General features: G+C 72.4%; 17 protein-coding genes. 8 read left to right on the forward strand and 9 right to left on the reverse strand.

What is annotated here, in order from left to right:
• Position 1 precedes the first annotated feature (1 nt).
• A complete protein-coding gene (locus tag ACIBEA_RS09075) occupies positions 2–847 on the reverse strand; it encodes a hypothetical protein (protein WP_399259189.1) in 846 nt (281 codons plus the stop codon).
• On the reverse strand, positions 844–1,437 hold the full coding sequence (locus tag ACIBEA_RS09080; RefSeq protein WP_399259190.1) for a papain-like cysteine protease family protein: 594 nt from the start codon (positions 1,435–1,437) through the stop codon (positions 844–846). The genes ACIBEA_RS09075 and ACIBEA_RS09080 overlap by 4 nt, the downstream gene beginning before the upstream one ends.
• Positions 1,438–1,667: 230 nt before the next feature.
• Between ACIBEA_RS09080 and ACIBEA_RS09085 the strand changes: the two genes are divergently transcribed.
• On the forward strand, positions 1,668–2,669 hold the full coding sequence (locus ACIBEA_RS09085; RefSeq protein WP_399259191.1) for a hypothetical protein: 1,002 nt from the start codon (positions 1,668–1,670) through the stop codon (positions 2,667–2,669).
• A 37-nt stretch (positions 2,670–2,706) separates the two neighbouring features.
• On the opposite strand, the gene ACIBEA_RS09090 is transcribed toward ACIBEA_RS09085, so the two are convergent.
• Positions 2,707–3,141, reverse strand: a complete 435-nt coding sequence (locus ACIBEA_RS09090) for a Rieske (2Fe-2S) protein (RefSeq protein ID WP_399259192.1) — start codon at positions 3,139–3,141, stop codon at positions 2,707–2,709.
• A gap of 143 nt (positions 3,142–3,284) precedes the next feature.
• On the opposite strand from ACIBEA_RS09090, the gene ACIBEA_RS09095 reads away from it, so the two are divergent.
• Complete coding sequence (locus ACIBEA_RS09095) at positions 3,285–4,172, forward strand: carbohydrate kinase (protein ID WP_399259193.1); 888 nt, start codon at positions 3,285–3,287, stop codon at positions 4,170–4,172.
• Here ACIBEA_RS09095 and ACIBEA_RS09100 read toward each other — a convergent pair.
• Entirely contained in the window at positions 4,162–4,776 is a 615-nt protein-coding gene (locus ACIBEA_RS09100; protein WP_399259194.1) for a TetR/AcrR family transcriptional regulator, read from the reverse strand. The genes ACIBEA_RS09095 and ACIBEA_RS09100 overlap by 11 nt on opposite strands.
• Positions 4,777–4,846: 70 nt before the next feature.
• On the opposite strand from ACIBEA_RS09100, the gene ACIBEA_RS09105 reads away from it, so the two are divergent.
• Complete coding sequence (locus ACIBEA_RS09105) at positions 4,847–5,497, forward strand: NAD(P)-dependent oxidoreductase (protein ID WP_399259195.1); 651 nt, start codon at positions 4,847–4,849, stop codon at positions 5,495–5,497.
• A gap of 158 nt (positions 5,498–5,655) precedes the next feature.
• Here ACIBEA_RS09105 and uvrA read toward each other — a convergent pair whose 3' ends face one another.
• Complete coding sequence (uvrA, locus tag ACIBEA_RS09110) at positions 5,656–8,658, reverse strand: excinuclease ABC subunit UvrA (RefSeq protein ID WP_399259196.1); 3,003 nt, start codon at positions 8,656–8,658, stop codon at positions 5,656–5,658.
• Positions 8,659–8,836: 178 nt separating this feature from the next.
• On the opposite strand from uvrA, the gene ACIBEA_RS09115 reads away from it, so the two are divergent.
• The 3 genes from ACIBEA_RS09115 (at position 8,837) to ACIBEA_RS09125 (ending at position 11,672) form a co-directional block, all read left to right on the forward strand.
• Entirely contained in the window at positions 8,837–9,526 is a 690-nt protein-coding gene (locus tag ACIBEA_RS09115; RefSeq protein ID WP_399259197.1) for a maleylpyruvate isomerase family mycothiol-dependent enzyme, read from the forward strand.
• A gap of 10 nt (positions 9,527–9,536) precedes the next feature.
• On the forward strand, positions 9,537–10,193 hold the full coding sequence (locus ACIBEA_RS09120) for an MBL fold metallo-hydrolase (protein ID WP_399259198.1): 657 nt from the start codon (positions 9,537–9,539) through the stop codon (positions 10,191–10,193).
• Between the two features lie 144 nt (positions 10,194–10,337).
• On the forward strand, positions 10,338–11,672 hold the full coding sequence (locus ACIBEA_RS09125) for an MFS transporter (protein ID WP_399259199.1): 1,335 nt from the start codon (positions 10,338–10,340) through the stop codon (positions 11,670–11,672).
• 13 nt (positions 11,673–11,685) lie between these two features.
• On the opposite strand, the gene ACIBEA_RS09130 is transcribed toward ACIBEA_RS09125, so the two are convergent.
• The 4 genes from ACIBEA_RS09130 to uvrB all read right to left on the reverse strand — a co-directional run bounded on the left by ACIBEA_RS09130 (position 11,686) and on the right by uvrB (position 17,802).
• Positions 11,686–12,681, reverse strand: coding sequence for a TerC/Alx family metal homeostasis membrane protein (locus ACIBEA_RS09130; RefSeq protein WP_399259200.1), 996 nt, complete (start codon positions 12,679–12,681; stop codon positions 11,686–11,688).
• A 264-nt stretch (positions 12,682–12,945) separates the two neighbouring features.
• Positions 12,946–14,964 (reverse strand): TerD family protein, encoded by a 2,019-nt coding sequence (locus ACIBEA_RS09135; protein WP_399259202.1) that lies wholly within the window; start codon positions 14,962–14,964, stop codon positions 12,946–12,948.
• Between the two features lie 58 nt (positions 14,965–15,022).
• Positions 15,023–15,601 carry a TerD family protein gene (locus ACIBEA_RS09140; RefSeq protein ID WP_399259203.1) on the reverse strand — a complete coding sequence of 193 codons (579 nt, stop codon included), beginning with the start codon at positions 15,599–15,601 and terminating at the stop codon, positions 15,023–15,025.
• A gap of 83 nt (positions 15,602–15,684) precedes the next feature.
• Positions 15,685–17,802 carry an excinuclease ABC subunit UvrB gene (gene uvrB, locus ACIBEA_RS09145; protein ID WP_399259204.1) on the reverse strand — a complete coding sequence of 706 codons (2,118 nt, stop codon included), beginning with the start codon at positions 17,800–17,802 and terminating at the stop codon, positions 15,685–15,687.
• A gap of 330 nt (positions 17,803–18,132) precedes the next feature.
• On the opposite strand from uvrB, the gene ACIBEA_RS09150 reads away from it, so the two are divergent.
• Positions 18,133–19,083 (forward strand): glycerophosphodiester phosphodiesterase, encoded by a 951-nt coding sequence (locus ACIBEA_RS09150; RefSeq protein WP_399259205.1) that lies wholly within the window; start codon positions 18,133–18,135, stop codon positions 19,081–19,083.
• A 91-nt stretch (positions 19,084–19,174) separates the two neighbouring features.
• Positions 19,175–19,726: a methylated-DNA--[protein]-cysteine S-methyltransferase gene (locus ACIBEA_RS09155; RefSeq protein ID WP_399259207.1), complete on the forward strand. Its 552-nt coding sequence runs from the start codon at positions 19,175–19,177 to the stop codon at positions 19,724–19,726.
• Positions 19,727–19,791 lie beyond the last annotated feature (65 nt).

Genomic DNA, 19,791 nt, shown 5'->3' on the forward strand with positions numbered 1-19,791 from the left:
GCTACACCCGCACCGCCCGGCGGCGGGAGCGGCGCACGGTCAGTGCGCCGGCGGTGGCGAGGACGAGCACGCCCGCCGCGGCGCCGCCCACCAGGGGCAGGACGTCGGGCGCCGTGGCCGCAGCGGCCCGCACGGTGTCGGCCCGCGCGGTGTCGGTGCGCGCGGTGTCGGCTTCCGTGGGGGCGAAGCCGCCCGCCTTGCCGCCCTTGGCGTAGGCGGAGCCGGGGAGTTTGTCCCCGTACGCCGTGGTGACGCGCTCGCGGTAGGCGGCGAGGGTGGTGCCCCGCGCGCCGACGGCCCGGATGGCGTCCTCGTCCAGGGGCAGGACCTCGGCGCCCCCGGCGACGTACCAGGCGTCGATCTGCGGTTCGCGGAAGACGGTCCCGCCGGGGAGTTTGGCGGCTCCCAGTTGTGCGTAGCGGAACTCGTCGTCGCCGGTGGCGATGTTCACCACCTGCCAGCCCGTGTCGGTCTTGGCGGTCCACAGGGCGGCCTGCTGACCGTCGGAGGCCACCGCCTTGCTGGCGAGGAACTCCAGCCGGGCGACGGGGGCGCCCGGCTTGCCCGCCACGAAGTCCGGGGAGAGGTAGCTGACGGGGATCGCGTCGCCCTCGATGCGGGGTCGGGCCGCGGTCAGCGAGACCTTGCCCTCCCGGGAGAAGAACCGGGAGAGGGTGGCCAGGGTGTCGGGTGCGGCGGCGGCCTGGTGGGCGGCCGCCCTGGTCTCGGCGGTGGCGGACTGGGGTTGCGGGACGGGGGTGGCCGAGGCCTGCGGGGCCAGGCTCAGCACGGTGGCGGCGAGGGCGCCGGTGATCAGGGCGCAGGCGCGTCGGTTCATGGCGCTCACGCCCCTATCCGGTAGAGCGAGTGGGTCCAGGAGAAGGTGCTGTTGTCGACGTACCAGGCGTGGGAGGCCCAGTTGTAGCGGTCGCTGGAGGGCCAGGGGTCGCCCCAGTAGACCCAGCTGCTGGCGGTGTCGTAGCCGTAGATGACGTGCATGTGGCCGCCGCCGTTGGCCCACTGGATGCGGGTCTCGACGGGACGGTTGGCGTTGATCTCGCTCTGGACGGTGGAGTACTGGAGCCAGCCGGTCACGTACGAGCCGGAGTTGATCCCGGCCCAGCGCAGGGCGGTCTGCACGTTCGCGAGGTTGGCCTGGTTGTTGGGGCAGTCGTAGCCCTGCTGGCGGTTGAAGGCCGCGTTGCAGAACTGGTTCTGGCTGTAGGTGCGGCCGAACCAGGTGGCGATGGTGTTGCCGCTGGCGGCCCAGCACCAGTTGGTCTTCTGCTGTGCCTGCATGGTGATGTTCAAGCGCTTGGCGGCGAGCGTCGCGCTGCCCGCTCCGGCGTCGGCGGCGGTTGCCGTGCCGGTGGGCAGCGCGAACAGGAGGGCGGTGAGGAAGGCGGCCAGGGAAAGCCGCCCATTTCTGTTGCGCATCGCGTTCCTCCCGAAGTGGGGAGAGTGGGGGTGGAGGAGCGCGTCCGGACGCTGTGGAGGAGCATCGGGCTGTTGTCGCGATCAGGTCAACACGCTTCAATACGCGGTGACATTGCAATGTGAATGAGGAGACCAGGGTGTGAACGGCTGCCGCCCCGTCACCTGGACCCCGGACGCCACCGGCGCGGTCTCCCGCCCCATCGAGCGTGAACGTTCACAAAGGAGTCGCCATGTTGCCGACCGTACGAAGAAGCGGGTACGGCGCCGTGGGCGACCCTCCGGGCACCTCGCGCGCCGCCCCCGACGGCCGCGACCCGGAGGAGTTCGGGCTGCTGTTGCGCGCCGGTCCCTTCCACCTCGCGCTGCGCGCCGCGCTCGCCGCCCGCGGCCTGCCCCTGCACCGGGTCCAGCACCGGCTGGCCGCCCGCGGCATCAAGGTGGGCGTCACCAGCCTCAGTTACTGGCAACAGGGCGCCCGGCGGCCCCGGCGCGCCGAGTCGCTGCGCGCGGTGCGGGCCCTGGAGCAGATCCTGGAGCTGCCGGCGGGCACGCTCCTGCGGCTCCTGAACGGGCCCGAGGGCGCGGGCGCCGACGCCGCCCGGCCGCCTTCGCGGCCGTACCGGACCCTGGCCAGCGCGGGCACGGCCGTCGAGGAGTTACTGGCGGGCATGGACCTCCCGACGGACGGCGGGCTGCACACCCTCGGCCATCACGAACGGGTCCGCATCGGCGCCCGCCGCGAGCTGATCGGCCGGGATTCGCAGCAGGTCGTACGGGCCCACCGCGACGGCGTCGACCGCTACCTCGCCATCCACCACGGCGACCCCGGCTGCGATCCGGCCGCCGTGCGGGTGCTGGCCCACGAGAACTGCCGGACCGGGCGGATCCGCCGGGACCCGGAGGCGGGACTGGTGGTGGCCGAGCTGCTCTTCGACGCCCGGCTGCGCGGCGGGGACACGTACGTCTTCGGCTACGGCTTCGAGGACGGCACCGGCAGCCGTAGCAGCGAGTACGTCCGGGGGTTCACCTACGCCGGCGGGCAGTACGTGCTCCAGGTCCGCTTCGACGCCGCCGCCCTGCCCGTGAGCTGCCGGCGCTTTCGCCAGTCGGGCCCGACCGCCCCGCGCCGCGAGCTGTCGCAACTGACCCCGAGCGGCGGCCACCGCGCCGTCCACCTGGTGGAACAGGGGGTCCGGCGCGGCATCCTGGGGATCGGTTGGGAGTGGGACTGAAACGGCGCCCGCCCGGGCGCGGGCCCGGCGTGGGCGGTCAGCCCGCGATGAGCTTGCCGCCCTCGGCGCGGACGGGCACCGCCGGCAGCGGGTCGGTCGCCGGGCCCTGCACGACCTTGCCGGTGGCCGCGTCGAACCGGCTCCCGTGGCAGGGGCAGTTGCCGTGCCCCTCCACGATCTTGTCCAGGACGCAGCCCGCGTGGGTGCACTGGGCGCTGAACGCCGTGTACTGGCCCTGGGCCGGGCAGTGCACGAGGAGCTTCTCCTTGCGGTAGAGCTTGGACCCGCCCACCGGCACGTCGGCCGCGGCGCCCAGGTCCACCGGCGCGGTGGGGGTCGCGGGGGTGTCGCCGCCGCTGTCGGTCCCGGGCGAGCAGGCACCGAGCGCGACGACGGCCCCGGCGGACCCGGCGAGGGCGGCGGCGCCCTTGAGCACGGTGCGGCGGGCGGCGGCTGACTGCGGCGCGGACATGAGGCTCTCCTGGCGGTACGACGGTACGGATGGACACCGGTGGTCCGGCCGGGACGGACGGTGGGACGGATGGGGCGGTCCCGGCGGCCCACCCGACGATACCGCCGCCCGATACCGCCACCCGATGGGGTAGCTTCCCCCGCGTGATCGTCGTCGCTGGAGAAGCCCTGATCGACCTGGTGCCCGTGGCCGGGCCGCCGGGCGCGCTGGTGCCCCGGGCGGGCGGGGGCCCGTACAACACGGCACTGGCGCTGGGTCGGCTCGGCGGCCGAGTGGCCTTCTGCTCCCGGGTGTCGACGGACGGCTTCGGCGGGACGCTGCTCGCCGGGCTGCGAGCGGCCGGGGTGGACCTGTCCCTGGTCCAGCGCGGCCCGGAGCCGACCACGCTGGCCGTCCCCTCGCTGGCCCCGGACGGATCCGCCGCCTACGGGTTCTACGTCGAGGGGACCGCCGACCGGCTGTTCGCCCTGCCCGACGCGCTCGCACCGGGGACGCGGGCGCTGGCCCTGGGCACCTGCTCGCTCGTACTGGAACCGGGGGCGAGCGCCTACGAGGCGCTGCTGCGCCGGGAGTCGGCGCGCGGGCTGCTGACCCTGCTCGACCCCAACATCCGCCCGGCGCTGATCGCGGACCCGGCCGCCTACCGGGCCCGTTTCCTGTCGTGGCTGCCGTACGTCGGCGTCCTCAAGCTCTCCGAGGAGGACGCGGCCTGGCTGGGCGGGCGCCCCGAGGAGTGGCTGGCGGCGGGACCGTCGGCGGTGGTGCTGACCCGGGGCGCGGCGGGGCTCGCGGTGTGGACCCGGCGGGGCGAGCGGTTCGCGGTGCCCGCGCGCCGGGTCGCCGTGGTGGACACGATCGGCGCGGGCGACACCGTGAACGCGGCGCTCCTGCACCGCCTCGCCGGCTCCCCGGAGGGGATCGACGCGGCGGAGGACTGGCCCGGGGTGCTGGCGTACGCCGCCCACGCGGCCGCCCTGACCTGCACCCGGGCGGGCGCGGAGCCGCCGTACGCCGTCGAGCTCAGCGGATAGCGGCCCAGACCGCGGCGGCCACGTCCGGGGCGAACTCCGCCACCGGTCGGACCGTCGCCGGCCCGGAGAAGTGCAGGAAGAACGCCCGCTGGAAACAGGCGCCGAGCAGCAGCGAAGCGGCCGCGCGGGGGTCGACGTCGGCGCGGATCCGGCCGTGCTCGCGCTCACGGCGCAGGCAGTCGACGAGGGCGTCGAGCACCATGTGCGGACCCATGCCGATCTCCCGGAGGCCCTCGCGGTGCCGGCTGAGCAGGGCCGGTTCGGCGAAGAGCGAGCCCGCGATGGGCATGGCGTCGGCGTAGAAGCGCGCCGCGTGCCCGGCGATGGCGGCCAGCCGCTCCGCCACGGGCGCCTCCCCCGGGTCCTCGGCCAGCGCGCCCATCAGGGCGCCCGCGTTCGGCGTGCGCTCCAGCAGCACCCGCACGAACAGCTCCTCCTTGTTCGCGAAGTGCTTGTAGAGCGCGGCCTCCGAGCAGCCGGCCTCCCGGGCGATCGCCTTGGTCGTCGCGTTGGCGAGCCCGGCGGTGCGCATCAGGGTCTCGGCGGCGTCCAGCAGCCGCTGCGGGGTGGGCCGGGCGGGATCGCTTGACTTCGGAGTGAGCATTCACTCACCCTAGTGGAAGGGAAGGGTGAGTGAATGCTCACCCACCCTCGCGCAGAGGGGACGTACGACCATGAGGATCACGGTGTTCGGGGCTACGGGAGGAGTGGGCCGCGAGGTGGTCCACCAGGCGCTCGACGCGGGCCACGAGGTCACCGCCGTGGTGCGGGACCCGGCGCGGCTGCCCGTGGCGGGGCACGAGCGGCTCCGGGTGGCGACGGTGGCCGACGTCACCGACGCGGACGCGCTGGGCCCGGTGCTGCACGGGCAGGACGCGGTGGTCTGCGCGCTCGGCGCGCACAGCAACAAGCAGGCGCGGCTGGCTCCGGTGGCCGGACCCGCGCTCGGCGCGATCGTCTCGGCGATGGACCGGGCGGGGGTGCGGCGACTGTCCGCCGTGAGCGCGGCCCCGCTGGGACCGGACCACGAGGACGACGGCGCGTTCACCCGCGCGGTGTTCATGCCGCTGCTGCGGCGGGCCCTGCGCGACGTGTACGCGGACCTGGCGGTGATGGAGGCCGTGATCGGCGCCAGCGGGACGCAGTGGACGGTGATCCGCCCGCCGAAGCTCCTCGACAGCCCCCGGACCGGGACCTACCGGCGGGCCGTGGACGCGAACGTCCCGCGCGGCCGCTCCATCGGCCGAGCCGACGTCGCGGACGCCCTCCTGTCCGCCCTGACGGACCCCACCACCACCGGCCACACCCTGGGCGTGGCGACCTGACGTCCTTCGCAGCCCCGCCGGCGCAAACCCAGCCCCGCCGGCGATTGAGGCGCGAGCCCCGGGGCGGAGCCCCGGCGTGCCGCGGGCGCACAGCCGACCCCGGCCCCGGCCCCGGCCCCGGACGCGACGGCACCGGGGCCGGGGCCGGGGCAACACCCCTAGGCCTTGCGGGCCCGGGTCGCCTTCTTCGCCGGGGCCGCCGCCTTCTTGGCGGTGGCCTTGGTCGCGGCCACCTTCTTCGCCGCGGCCGCGGTCTTCTTCGCCGGGGCCCGCTTCTTCGCCGCGGGCAGCGCCACCGCCACCGCGGCATCGGAGACCCGCTCCGCACCGAGGATGTCCCGCAGGAACTTGCCGGTGTGGCTGGCCCCGACCGAGGCCACCTGCTCCGGCGTGCCCTCCGCGACCACCAGGCCGCCGCCGTAGCCGCCCTCGGGGCCCATGTCGATGACCCAGTCCGCGGTCTTGACGACGTCGAGGTTGTGCTCGATGACGATCACCGAGTTCCCCTTGTCGACCAGCCCCGACAGCACCTTGATCAGCTTCGAGATGTCCTCGAAGTGCAGACCCGTCGTCGGCTCGTCGAGCACGTACACCGTCCGGCCCGTCGACCGCTTCTGCAGCTCCGACGCCAGCTTCACGCGCTGCGCCTCGCCGCCGGAGAGGGTCGGCGCGGACTGGCCGAGGCGGACGTAGCCGAGCCCGACCTCGTTCAGCGTGCGCAGGTGCCGGGCGATCGTCGGAACCGCCTCGAAGAAGCCGAGGGCCTCCTCGATCGGCATGTTCAGCACCTCGGCGATGGACTTGCCCTTGTAGTGGACCTCCAGCGTCTCCCGGTTGTACCGGTCTCCGTGGCAGACCTCGCACGGAACGTAGACGTCCGGCAGGAAGTTCATCTCGATCTTGATCGTGCCGTCACCGGAGCAGTTCTCGCACCGGCCGCCCTTGACGTTGAAGGAGAAGCGGCCCGGCAGATAGCCGCGCACCTTCGCCTCCATGGTCTCCGCGAACAGCTTGCGCACGTGGTCGAAGACACCGGTGTACGTCGCCGGGTTGGACCGCGGGGTGCGGCCGATCGGCGACTGGTCGACGTGGACGACCTTGTCGACGAGGTCGTCGCCGTCCACCCGGGTGTGCCGCCCGGGAACCGTCCGGGCGCCGTTCAGCTCGCGCGCCAGGTGCGTGTACAGGATGTCGTTGACCAGCGTGGACTTGCCGGAGCCGGACACACCGGTGACTGCGGTCAGCACCCCCAGCGGGAACGACACGTCGATGTCGCGCAGGTTGTTCTCCCGCGCGCCGTGGACGGTGAGCTTGCGGCTCTCGTCCACCGGCCGGCGCACGTCGGGCAGTTCGATGGACTTCTTCCCGGACAGGTACTGCCCGGTCATCGACTCGGTGTTCTTGAGCAGGTCCTTGAGCGAACCGCTGTGCACGACCTTGCCGCCGTGCTCACCGGCGCCGGGGCCGATGTCCACGACCCAGTCGGCCACCTTGATGGTGTCCTCGTCGTGCTCGACGACGATCAGCGTGTTGCCCATGTCCCGCAGCCGGACCAGCGTTTCGATCAGCCGGTGGTTGTCGCGCTGGTGCAGGCCGATCGACGGCTCGTCCAGCACGTACAGCACGCCGACCAGACCGGAGCCGATCTGCGTGGCCAGTCGGATGCGCTGGGCCTCGCCGCCGGACAGGGTGCCGGCCGCGCGGTTGAGCGAGAGGTAGTCCAGACCGACGTCCACGAGGAAGCGGAGCCGCTCGTTGACCTCCTTGAGCACCCGCTCGGCGATCTTCTTGTCGCGCGCGTCGAGGCGGAGCTCGCCCAGGAACTCGGCGCACTCGCTGATCGACATCGCGGACACCGCGGCGATGGACTTCTCCATCACGGTCACCGCGAGCACGATCGGCTTGAGCCGGGTGCCCTCACAGGTCGGGCACGGCACCTCGCGCATGTAGCCCTCGAAGCGCTCGCGACTCGTGTCGCTCTCCGCCTCCGAGTGCCGCCGCTTGACGAAGGGCACGGCGCCCTCGAAGGCCGTGGTGTACGCCCGCTCCCGCCCGTAGCGGTTGCGGTAGCGGACCTCGATCTGCGTCTTGTGGCCGTGCAGCAGGGCCTTCTTGGCCCGCTGCGGCAGCCCGGCCCAGGGGATGTCCGTGCGGAAGCCCAGCTCGCCCGCGAGCGCGCCGATCAGCCGCTGGAAGTAGTCCTTGGTGTGACCCAGTGACCACGGGGAGATCGCACCCTCGTCGAGGGACTTGTCCTCGTCGGGGATGATCAGCTCGGGGTCCACCTCCATGCGCGTGCCGATGCCGGTGCACTCGGGGCAGGCGCCGAAGGGCGAGTTGAAGGAGAAGGAGCGCGGCTCCAGCTCCTCGAAGGACAGGTCGTCGTACGGGCAGTAGAGGTGCTCGGAGAACATCCGCTCGCGCTCGGGGTCGTCCTCGGCGAGGTCGACGAAGTCCAGGATCACCATGCCGCCGGAGAGGCCCAGGGCGGTCTCCACCGAGTCGGTGAGCCGCCGCTTGGCGCCGTCCTTGACGGTGAGGCGGTCGACGACCACCTCGATCGTGTGCTTCTCCTGCTTCTTCAGCGTGGGCGGCTCGGAGAGCTGGATCGTCTCCCCGTCCACCCGGGCCCGGCTGTAGCCCTTGGTCTGGAGGTCGGCGAAGAGGTCGACGAACTCGCCCTTGCGCTCGCGCACGAGCGGCGAGAGCACCTGGAAGCGGCTGCCCTCGGGCAGCGCGAGCACCCGGTCGACGATCGCCTGCGGCGACTGTCGCGCGATCGGACGGCTGCACTGGGGGCAGTGCGGCTTGCCGATGCGGGCGAAGAGGAGGCGGAGGTAGTCGTAGACCTCGGTGATGGTGCCGACGGTGGAGCGCGGGTTGCGGGAGGTCGACTTCTGGTCGATGGAGACGGCCGGGGAGAGGCCCTCGATGAAGTCGACGTCGGGCTTGTCCATCTGCCCCAGGAACTGGCGGGCGTAGGACGACAGCGACTCGACGTAGCGGCGCTGGCCCTCGGCGAAGATCGTATCGAAGGCCAGGGAGGACTTGCCCGACCCGGAGAGTCCGGTGAAGACGATGAGTGAGTCGCGGGGCAGGTCGAGCGAGACGTTCTTGAGGTTGTGCTCGCGAGCGCCACGAACGATGAGACGGTCGGTCACGCCGGTCCGCACCTTTCTTGAGAGAGCGGGGGACGGGCCCCGGCCGTCCAGAGTATGGGGGTCGGGAGGCGCCGCTGGGTGGTCTGGTGTGCTCCTCCGAGCGTATAGCACGTGCATTCGATTTCCGGCACTCCGAAGAGCGCTTCACCCGATCGTGTGGCGGCGCTAGGGTCGGCTCATGATTGATCATGCGCACGACCTGCGATCCCTGCGTGAAGCCACGGACCGACTGCTGACCGCGGCCACGAAACTGGACAACGCGGCCGTGGCCGAGGCGTCACGCCTGCCCGGTTGGTCCCGGGGCCACGTACTCGCCCACCTCGCCCGCAACGCGGACGCCCTCGTGAACGTGTTCGAAGGGCGCCCCATGTACGAGAGCGCCACCGCGCGCGACGCCGACATCCAGCGCGATGCCGCTCGGCCCCTGGTGGAACAGCTGGAGGACGTCCGGAATTCCGCCGCCGCGTTCCAGGCCGTGGCCGACGCGCCCCAGGACTGGTCCCGCACGGTCGAGCTGCGCAACGGGGTCACCGACAGCGCCTCCCGGATCCCCTTCCGCCGCCTCGTCGAGATCGAGCTGCACCACGTGGACCTCGGCATCGGCTACGAGCTGACGGACCTCCCGGACGAGTTCACCGCCCGGGAGATCGAGTTCCTGGCCGACCGCTGGTCCGGACACCCGGAGGTGCCGCCCGTGACGCTCTCCCCCGGCGACGGCCGCACCTGGCACACCGGCGGCGCCGAGGGCGCCCCCGTCACCCTGTCCGGCACCCCGGCCCAGCTCCTGGCCTGGCTGGCGGGCCGCGGCGACAAGGGCGACGCCCTCAGCACGGCGGGCGGCCCCCTCCCCCTGCTCCCGCCGCTCTAGGATTCAGGACATGACCTACAGCGGAGCGGTGAAGGTCGGCGGTCCGGCCGACGTGCATGAACTCGCGGACCTGATGATTTCCAAGGTCGCCGTCGGCGACATGAACAACAACGCCTACCTGCTGCGGTGCCGGGCGACCGGCGAGCAGCTGCTGATCGACGCGGCCGCCGAGGCCCCCACCCTGCTCTCCCTGATCGGTGACGACGGCATCACCTCGGTCGTCACCACCCACCAGCACGGCGACCACTGGGGCGCGCTGCGGGAGGTCGTCGACACGACCGGGGCCCGGACCTACGCCGGGCGCTACGACGCCGAGGGCATCCCGGTGCCCACCGACGTCGCCGTGGAGGACGGGGACACGATCACCTTCGGTCGGATCGTCCTGACCGCCCGCCACCTGGTCGGACACACCCCGGGCTCGATCTCCCTGGTCTACGACGACCCGCACGGCCACCCGCACGTGTTCACCGGCGACTGCCTCTTCCCGGGCGGCGTCGGCAACACCTGGGGCGACCCGAAGGCCTTCGCCCGGCTGATCGACGACGTCGAGGAGAAGCTCTTCGGCCAGCTCCCCGACGAGACCTGGGTCTACCCGGGCCACGGCAACGACACCACGATCGGCGCCGAGCGCCCGCACGTCGCCGAGTGGCGCGAGCGCGGCTGGTAGGTCGGCCCGCACCCGAACGACCGGGCCGCGCCTCCCCGACGGGAGGCGCGGCCCACGTCAACACCGGTGCGGCGCGGCACTCCTTCCGGTGGAGGATCCGCGTTCCGCTCCCCCGGCCCCGCGGACCGGGGTATCTGCTGCACCATGCACCAAGATCGCTCCCCGCACCCCGGCCGGCCGCCCTCGATGCTGCGCCTGGCCTCGGCCTCCCTCATCGGGACCGCCATCGAGTTCTACGACTTCTTCGTCTACGGAACCGCCGCGGCCCTGGTCCTCGGCCCCCTGTTCTTCCCCACCTTCTCGCACCTGGCCGGCACCCTCGCGGCCTTCGGCACCTTCGGCATCGGCTTCCTCGCCCGCCCGCTGGGCTCCGTGCTCTTCGGGCACGTCGGCGACCGGTACGGCCGGCGGCCCGTGCTGCTGGCGTCCCTGCTGCTGACCGGCCTCGCCACGGTGGCGGTGGGCTGCGTGCCGACGTACTCCTCGATCGGTGTCGGCGCCCCGCTGCTCCTACTCCTGCTGCGCTTCCTCCAGGGCCTCGGCCTCGGCGGCGAGTGGGGCGGGGCGGTGCTGCTGACCGCCGAACACGCCCCGGAGGGCCGGCGCGGGCTGTGGTCGAGCTTCCCGCAGATGGGCCCGGCCGTCGGGTTCCTGCTGGCGAACGGGCTGATGCTGGGGCTGTCCACGACGCTCACCGACGGCCAGTTCACCTCCTGGGGCTGGCGGGTGCCCTTCTGGGCGGCCGGGCTGCTCGCCCTGTCGGGCCTGTGGCTGCGCCGATCGGTGGAGGAGACCCCGGAGTTCCGCGCCCTGGCCGCCGACGACCGGCGGGCGACCACGCCGATCGCCGAGGTGGTCCGCGGCCACTGGCGCCTGCTCCTGCTCACCGGCGGGGCGCTCGCCGTCGGCTACGCCGTCTTCTACGCCGTGACCACCTGGTCCCTGGCCTACGCGACCGAGCACCTGGGGGTCGGCCGCAGCGTGATGCTCGCCTGCATCATGGTCGCCGTCGCCCTCAAGGGCGCGCTCACCCCACTGGTGGCGGTGCTGGGCGACCGGTACGGGCGCCGCCCGCTCTGTCTGGCCGGGAGCGCGGCCTGCGCGCTGTGGATGTTCCCGCTGGTGGCCCTGCTCGGGACGGCCGATCCGCTGCTGATGACCCTGGGCTGCCTCGGCGCGCTGCTGGGCATGGTGACGATGTTCGCGGTGGTGGGCGCGTACCTGCCGGAGCTGTACCCGCCGCGGGTGCGGTGCACGGGGGCGGCCGTCGGCTACAACCTGGGCGGGGTGCTCGGCGGGGCGCTGACGCCGGTCGTGGCCACGGCGCTGGCCGACGGTTCGGGGCCGGCGTGGGGCGTGGGCGCGTACCTGACCGGGATCTCCCTGGTCAGCCTGGTCTGTTTCGCCCTGCTGCCGGAGACGAATCCGGCGGTGGTGCGCGCGGCGGCGGGGGCGGCCGAAGCGGCCGCCCCCGCCTGAGCGCGGCTCCGGGTCAGCTGCCGACGCTGTCCTGGTGCTCGGCTTCCTGGGCGGCGGCCTCGGCCGCCGCCTGCTTCTTCGAGGCGATCAGGCTGGTGATCGTGGTGATCACCAGGACGCCGCAGATGACGCCGAGCGAGACCGGGATGGAGATCAGCGGGACGTGCACCCCGGATTCGTGCAGGGCGTGCAGCACGAGCTTGACGCCGATGAAGCCGAGGATGATCGACAGGCCGTAGCTGAGGTGGACCAGCTTCTTGAGCAGGCCGCCGATGAGGAAGTACAGCTGGCGCAGGCCCATCAGGGCGAAGGCGTTGGCCGTGAAGACGATGTACGGGTCCTGGGTCAGGCCGAAGATCGCGGGGATGGAGTCCAGGGCGAAGAGGATGTCGGTCGTGCCGATGGCGAGCATGACGACCATGAGCGGCGTCAGGACGCGCTTGCCGTTCTTCTGGATGAAGAGCTTGGTGCCGTGGTAGCTGTCGGCGACGCCGAACTTCCTCTCCACGGTCTTGAGCAGGCGGCTCTCCTCGAACTCCTCGTCCTCCTCGTCCTTGCGGGCCTCCTGGATGAGCTTCCACGCGGTGTAGATCAGGAACGCGCCGAAGATGTAGAAGACCCAGGAGAAGCTGGCGATGATCGCCGCGCCGGCCGCGATGAAGATCGCGCGCAGCACCAGGGCGATCAGCACGCCCACGAGCAGCACCCGCTGCTGGAGGTGGGACGGCACCGCGAACTTCGCCATGATCAGGACGAAGACGAAGAGGTTGTCGACGCTCAGCGACTTCTCGGTGATGAAGCCGGCGAAGAACTCCTGGGAGGCCTGGCCGTTGCCGAAGAACAGCAGGCCGAGGCCGAAGAGCGCGGCGAGGGCGATCCAGACGACCGTCCAGATGCCCGCTTCCTTGATCGATACGTCGTGCGGTTTACGGCCGATGAAGAAATCGGCTCCGATGAGGATGCCCAGACCGAGAATGGTCAGCACCCAAAGGGTCCACGAAACGTCCACGTTGAACACGCCTCCGGCGGATGGCTCAGCACTTCGTCAGCGTCATCGCTGCCGGAGGTCTCTTCCACCCGGGCGACCTGGAGGCCGTGGGCCGACGCCCCGGGACCGGTTACGGTCCGTATTGACGGGCACGTCGTAGCAGGAAAGCAGGAATACTCCCCTCCGCAGACACCAGCGTACCCGTCTCGGGCGCATAAGGTAAAGGGATAACCAAGAGAAGGTCAGGGAATGGTCAGCCGGTGCGGCCCGGCGGGGCCGCACCGATCAGATGCCGCGCCCCCTCCGCGCCTCCGCGATCCGTTCCAGCGCCTGGTCCAGGACCCGACTGCCGGGCGGCGGGAAGGACGCCTCGAAGGTCCAGGCGTGGCCGACCCACGGATCGGCGAGGTGGTCGTCCGGCACCGGGGAGAGCCGCATCAACGAGCGCCACAGCGGGTCCAGCAGCGGCCCGTACGCCGACGCCTCGTCACGGTCCGCCACCATCAGGAGGTGGACGCCGACCGCGGGACCTTCGTCGGCCAGGTAGCGCAACTGGGTGACGGCCCGGTCGTCGAAGCCGTGCGGGAAGTCGTGGACGACGAGCAGCTGCTCGGCGGTGTCCAGGTCCGGCGGCAGGTCCTCGGGCGCTCCCGCCCGCACCGCCATCTGTACGAGGTCCACCCGGCGGGTGAGCCGCGCGAGGGTCTCGGTGACTCCGGCGGAGCCGGCGGCGGGCGGCGCCGCCAGGACGCCGGCCCGCACGAGCGGGGCCAGCGAGGACGCCCCGGCCCCGGCGGCGTCGATGACGTGGACCGAGAAGCGGCCCGCGGGGTGCACGGCGAGCAGGCGCACGGCGTGCGCGACGGCCATGTCCATGGCGGCCCGGCGCAGCGGGGCGGTGTCCGCCATCATCGCCGCCTCGGAGCCGGTGCGGCCGTTGTCGATCCACAGGCCGCGCTCCATCGGGAACCGCACCAGCATCGGGATGCGCAGCTCCGGGCACTCGGGCAGGTGCAGATCGCCCAGCCGCAGGGCGAGCGGGGCCTCGGCGGGGATCCGGTGGGCGTGCCAGACCGGGTTGGCCCAGCCGGCGAAGGCGGCGGGGAGCGCGGGCTCGACCACCTCCACCTCCGCCTTGAGCTGGGCGAGGTCGCGGTCGAGGACGGCCCGGGCCTGGGAGACGAGCTCGTCGCGGCGGGCCCTGGCGCTCTCGCGGGCGCCGTCCCCGGATCCGCCGAGGCGGCTGCGCGGGTCGGCGAGGGCCGCGTCCAGCTCGCGCTCCAGCCGGGACTCGGCGAAGTCGGCGGCGCTGCGGTAGGCCGAGACCGAGCGGGCCAGGTCCTCGAACATGCCCCAGACCTGGTTGTACAGCCGCTCGTCCATGGACCAGCCGGTGGCGTCGCCGGCGACCGGGCGTGGCGCTTCCCCGGGCTGAGCCGGCGGGGCCTGTGGGGCGGGCTGCGGGGGCTCCGTGGTGCGGTCGCGGCGCGGGTGGGCGTAGCTGATCGTGGGCGGGCCCTCCGGGTCGGGGCCGGGCGCGGGGTCCGCGGGCGGCGGCGGGGGCACCGGGCCGGGGACCGGGGTCCGGGGCACCACCGGGGTCGCCAACGGCGTCGGGGTGTCCGAGGAGGCCGGCGCGGGCGCGGGCGCGCCGCCCGGGGCGGCCGAGGGGGTGGAGTACGGCGATCCGGCGGCCGGCGGCGCGGCGCCGGCCGCCGCGCCCGTGGGCACCGCGGTGGCGGGGGCGGGGCCCGGCACGGCGCCGCCGGCCGCGTGGGCGCGGGCGGCCAGATCCGCGGCGTCTCGGACGCTGAGGCCGTGGTCCGCGAGAAGGGCCGGGAGCCCGTCGGCGTACCCCTGGCCGACGGCGCGCACCTTCCAGGCGCCCTGGCGGCGGTACAGCTCGACCGCTATGACGGCGCTCTCCGCGTCCAGTCCGGTCAGGGTGTAACCGGCCAGCTCGGCGCCGTCGGGGGCGGCCACGGCCACGTACGGCGCGGCGACCGCACCGAACCGGGTCGGGCCGCCCTGCGGCAGCGCCAGCACGATCCCGATCCGGTGGACGACGGCGGGCACCGCGTCCAGGTCGACCTCGAAGGCGTGCCGCGCGGCGGCGGCCACGGGCACTTCCAGGCCGGGCACCCGCGGCTCCCCCGGGTGGGCCAGCGACCCGGGGTCGGCCAACCGGCCCCCGTCGTCGCCCAGCGCGGCCCCGGCGAGCACGGGTGTGCCCGCCGAGACCCTGATCTCCACCCGGTGCCGGGACAAGGGGTGGTTCTGCCCCCGGACCAGTTCGGCCGTCATCGTGCAGCCCCTCCCCCGTCGTACGCGTTCTCCCGTGCGCCTGCTGCGGCGCGCCGGCTTACAGGTGCGGCAGGATCGCCGGCAGCAGGTCCTGGAAGGTCCGGCCGTTCGCCGGGTTGCCCAGGGCCGTCATCTTCCAGCCGGTGCCCGCGCGGTGCACCTTCGCCATGATCTGCGCGGTGTACTGACCGCCGCCGTCGAGCGTGTAGCGGGCCAGTTCCTGGCCGTTGGTCTCGTCGACGATGCGGCAGAAGGCGTTCTGCACCTCCTGGAACGTCTGCCCGGTGAACGAGTTCACCGTGAAGATGATCTGGTCGATGTGCACCGGCACACGCGCCAGGTCGACGAGGATCGACTCGTCGTCGCCGCCCTGACCGGCGCCGCCGACCAGGTTGTCACCGGTGTGCCGGACCGAGCCGTCCTTGCTCTGCAGCTGCCGGAAGAACACCACGTCCATGGGCTCCTTGCCGGCGAACAGCACGGCCGAGGCGTCCAGGTCGATCTCCCGGGTACGACTGCCGAACAGGCCGCGGCGCTTGGCCGCCTGCCAGCCGAGGCCCATCCGGACCGCGGTCAGCGTCCCTCCGTCCGACTTCTGCAGACTGATGGCCTGACCCTTGGTCATGTTGACCGTCACGTGCTGTCCCCTCTCCATAGCCACCCCCAGGCAGCGCGTGCCTGTGGCTGTTCCACGCCCGAACACTACTGACCGGCCACGGCTCAGGCGAGGCCCGCTTCCTTCATCTGCCGCAGCTCCTTCTTCAGCTCGCCCACCTCGTCGCGGATCCGGGCCGCGACCTCGAACTGCAGCTCGGCCGCGGCCGCCCGCATCCGCTCGGTCATCTGCTCGATCAGCGAGGCCAGTTCGGCCGCGGGGCGGTCGGTCAGCACCTCGCCCTTGCCGCCCTTGGCCGCACGGCCGCCCAGCGCGGGTACGGGGGCCTTCGCGTCCTTGCCGCCCTTCTGCTGGCGGTAGCCGCTGCCGAGCAGTTCCTCGGTGTCGACCTCCTCGCGGGCGATGGTGGCGACGATGTCGTTGATCTTCTTGCGCAGCGGCTGCGGGTCGATGCCGTGCTCGGTGTTGTAGGCGACCTGCTTCTCCCGCCGCCGGTTGGTCTCCTCGATGGCCTTCTCCATCGCCGGCGTCATCCTGTCCGCGTACATGTGGACCTGGCCGGAGACGTTGCGCGCGGCGCGGCCGATGGTCTGGATCAGCGAGGTCCCCGAGCGCAGGAACCCCTCCTTGTCGGCGTCGAGGATCGCCACCAGGGACACCTCGGGCAGGTCGAGGCCCTCGCGCAGCAGGTTGATGCCGACCAGGACGTCGTACTCACCGGCCCGCAGCTCGCGCAGCAGCTCGATCCGGCGCAGCGTGTCCACGTCGCTGTGCAGGTAGCGGACGGCGATGCCCAGCTCCAGGAAGTAGTCCGTGAGGTCCTCGGCCATCTTCTTGGTCAGGGTGGTGACCAGGACGCGCTCGTCCTTCTCGACGCGCTGGCGGATCTCGTGCACCAGGTCATCGATCTGGCCCTCGGTCGGCTTGACGACGACCTCGGGGTCGATCAGGCCGGTGGGTCGGATGATCTGCTCGACGAACCCGTCGCCGCGGGAGAGCTCGTACTTGCCGGGGGTGGCCGACAGGTAGACCGTCTGACCGATCCGCTCCTGGAACTCCTCCCACTTCAGCGGACGGTTGTCCAGCGCGGAGGGCAGGCGGAAGCCGTGGTCGACCAGGGTCCGCTTGCGCGAGGCGTCGCCCTCGTACATCGCGCCGATCTGGGGCACGGTGACGTGCGACTCGTCGATGACGAGGAGGAAGTCCTCGGGGAAGTAGTCGATGAGGGTGTTGGGCGCGCTGCCGCGCTCGCGGTCGTCCATGTGCAGCGAGTAGTTCTCGATGCCGGAGCAGGAACCGATCTGGCGCATCATTTCGAGGTCGTAGGTGGTGCGCATGCGCAGCCGCTGGGCCTCCAGCATCTTGCCCTGCTTCTCCAGCTCCGCGAGGCGGTCGGCCAGCTCCACCTCGATGCCCGCGACCGCCTTCTCCATGCGCTCGGGCCCGGCGACATAGTGGCTCGCGGGGAAGATGTACAGCTCGCGGTCCTCACTGATGACCTCGCCGGTCAGCGGGTGCAGGGTGGAGAGCGCCTCGATCTCGTCGCCGAACATCTCGATGCGGACCGCGAGTTCCTCGTACACGGGGAAGATCTCGATGGTGTCGCCGCGCACCCGGAAGGTGCCGCGGGTGAAGGCGACGTCGTTGCGGGTGTACTGGATGTCGACGAAGCGGCGCAGCAGCTGGTCGCGGTCGAACTCCTCGCCGACCTTGAGGGGGACCATCCGGTCGACGTACTCCTGCGGGGTGCCGAGGCCGTAGATGCAGGAGACGGACGCGACCACGATGACGTCGCGGCGGGTCAGCAGCGAGTTGGTCGCGGAGTGGCGCAGCCGCTCCACCTCCTCGTTGATGGAGGAGTCCTTCTCGATGTAGGTGTCCGACTGGGGGACGTACGCCTCGGGCTGGTAGTAGTCGTAGTAAGAGACGAAGTATTCGACGGCGTTGTTCGGGAGCAGCTCGCGGAACTCGTTCGCCAGCTGGGCGGCCAGCGTCTTGTTCGGTGCCATGACCAGCGTCGGACGCTGGAGCTTCTCGATCATCCAGGCCGTGGTGGCCGACTTTCCGGTGCCGGTCGCACCGAGCAGGACCACGTCCTTCTCACCCGCGCGGATGCGCTGCTCCAGCTCGGCGATGGCCGCCGGCTGGTCACCGCTGGGCTGGTAGGAACTGACGACCTCGAAAGGCGCCACCGTGCGTTCGATCTTCGATACGGGCCGCATGGGTCAACCGTACGGCCCCCCACTGACACTCACGCGTCCGCGCGCCCCGCGGGCCCCGCGCCCGGCGCCCGACCCCCGTCCGACCAGCGCACGACACGCGTCGGTGACGACTCGGCACGCAGGGTGACCCTGGTCCGTTTGTCGTAGTTCGGTGGCGACGGCCGGATCGTGAACGGCATTATCGCGATGAGTCACATTTCACGACAGACCGTCAGATACGCCAAGAGGGGCGGGATACGGCCATCACCGCCCGACGTCCCCCGCCCGTCCGCGCGTCCGGCCGGGCCGCCGGTCGCCCCCTTCATGACCCGTGACCCGAGGAGACCGCACATGTACGTCCGAACCGTTGCCGCGGCTGCCGCCGTGCTCGGCATCACCCTCTCCGCACTGGCCGGCCCGGCCTCCGCCACGCCGCCGCCGCTGCGGACGGGCGGCCCGAAGGCCGGACCGGCCGCGGCTCCCCACGCCGGGCCGAAGGCGCCGCCGCTGGCCGGGCTGCTCGGGCTCCCCGTGGTGTACGCGCACCGGGGGGCGTCGGCCTACGCCCCGGAGAACACGCTGGCCTCCATCGACCTCGCCGCTCAGCTGGGCATGGACTGGGTGGAGAACGACGTCCAGCGCACCAAGGACGGCGTGCTCGTCGTGATCCACGACGACACCCTCAAGCGGACCACCGACGTCCAGAAGGTGTTCCCGAAGCGCAGCCCCTGGCGGGTGAAGGACTTCACGGCGGCGGAGATCGCCCGGCTCGACGCGGGCAGCTGGTTCCGCCCCGAGTTCGCCGGCGCCCGGATCCCGACGCTGCGCGAGTACCTCGACCGGGTCCAGCTCAATCAGGGCCGGCTGCTGCTGGAGGTCAAGAAGCCGGAACTGTACCCGGGGATCGAGCGCGAGATCCTCGACCTGCTCGACAGCAGGGGCTGGCTCGACGCGCGGCACGTCGCCTCCCGCCTGGTCGTGCAGAGCTTCAGCGCCGACTCCGTGGCCCTGGTGCACCGGATGCGGCCGGACGTGGTGACGGCCTTCCTCGGCGCGCCGCCGGAGGAGGACCTGGAGCGGTACGCCGCGTTCTCCGACCGGATCAACCCCTGGTTCCGGGAGATCAACGCCGAGTGGGTGGCGCGGGTGCACGCCCTCCGGGGGCCGCACGGCAAGGCCATGGAGGTCGACACCTGGATCGTGGACGACCCGGACACGACCCAGCGGGTCGTGGAGATGGGCGTGGACGGCATCATCAGCAACCGGCCCGACCTGGTGCGGCGTACGGTGTACGGCTACTGACGGCTCCCGCGCTCCGGGGCCGCCCCGGCCGACGACGCCCCGCGACCCGCGGCCCCGGAGCGTTGTCGGTGCGGCATCGTACGGTGGTCGTGTGGACAGCACCGAGCGGCCCCGGGGGCCGCACCTCGAATGGACCGTGGTCGCGAGCGCCATCGGTCCGCTCCTCCTCGCCGCGACCCCCGAGGGTCTGGTCAAGGTCTCCTTCCATGCATCGCCCGAGACGGCCGGGCCGCTGATCGACCGGCTCGGCGCGGCGGCCTTCCGTCCGGCGCCGGGCGAAGAGGTGCTGCTGGCCGAGCCCATACGTCAGCTCGCCGCCTACTTCGCCGGTGACCTGCGGCGCTTTCGTCTCCCGCTGGACTGGCGGCTCAGCTCCGGCTTCCACCGCCAGGTCCTCCAGGAGCTCGACCGCTCCGTTCCCTACGGGGCGGTCGTCGGGTACGGCGAGCTGGCCGCCCGGGTCGGCCAGCCCGGCGCGGCCCAGGCCGTGGGCGCGGCGATGGGATCCAACCCCTTGCCGCTGGTGGTGGCCTGCCACCGGGTCGTGGAGAACGGCGGCGGGATCGGCGGCTTCGGCGGCGGGGTGGAGACCAAGCGGACCTTGCTGGCGCTGGAGGGCGTCCTGCCGGAGCCGCTCTTCTGAGGGCGGTACCGGCAGGCTGGCGACCCGGTGTCGATCAGCTGCTGACCAGGTGCTGACCAGGTGCT

The organism is Streptomyces sp. NPDC051555, from assembly GCF_044454405.1.
Lineage (GTDB): Bacteria > Actinomycetota > Actinomycetes > Streptomycetales > Streptomycetaceae > Streptomyces.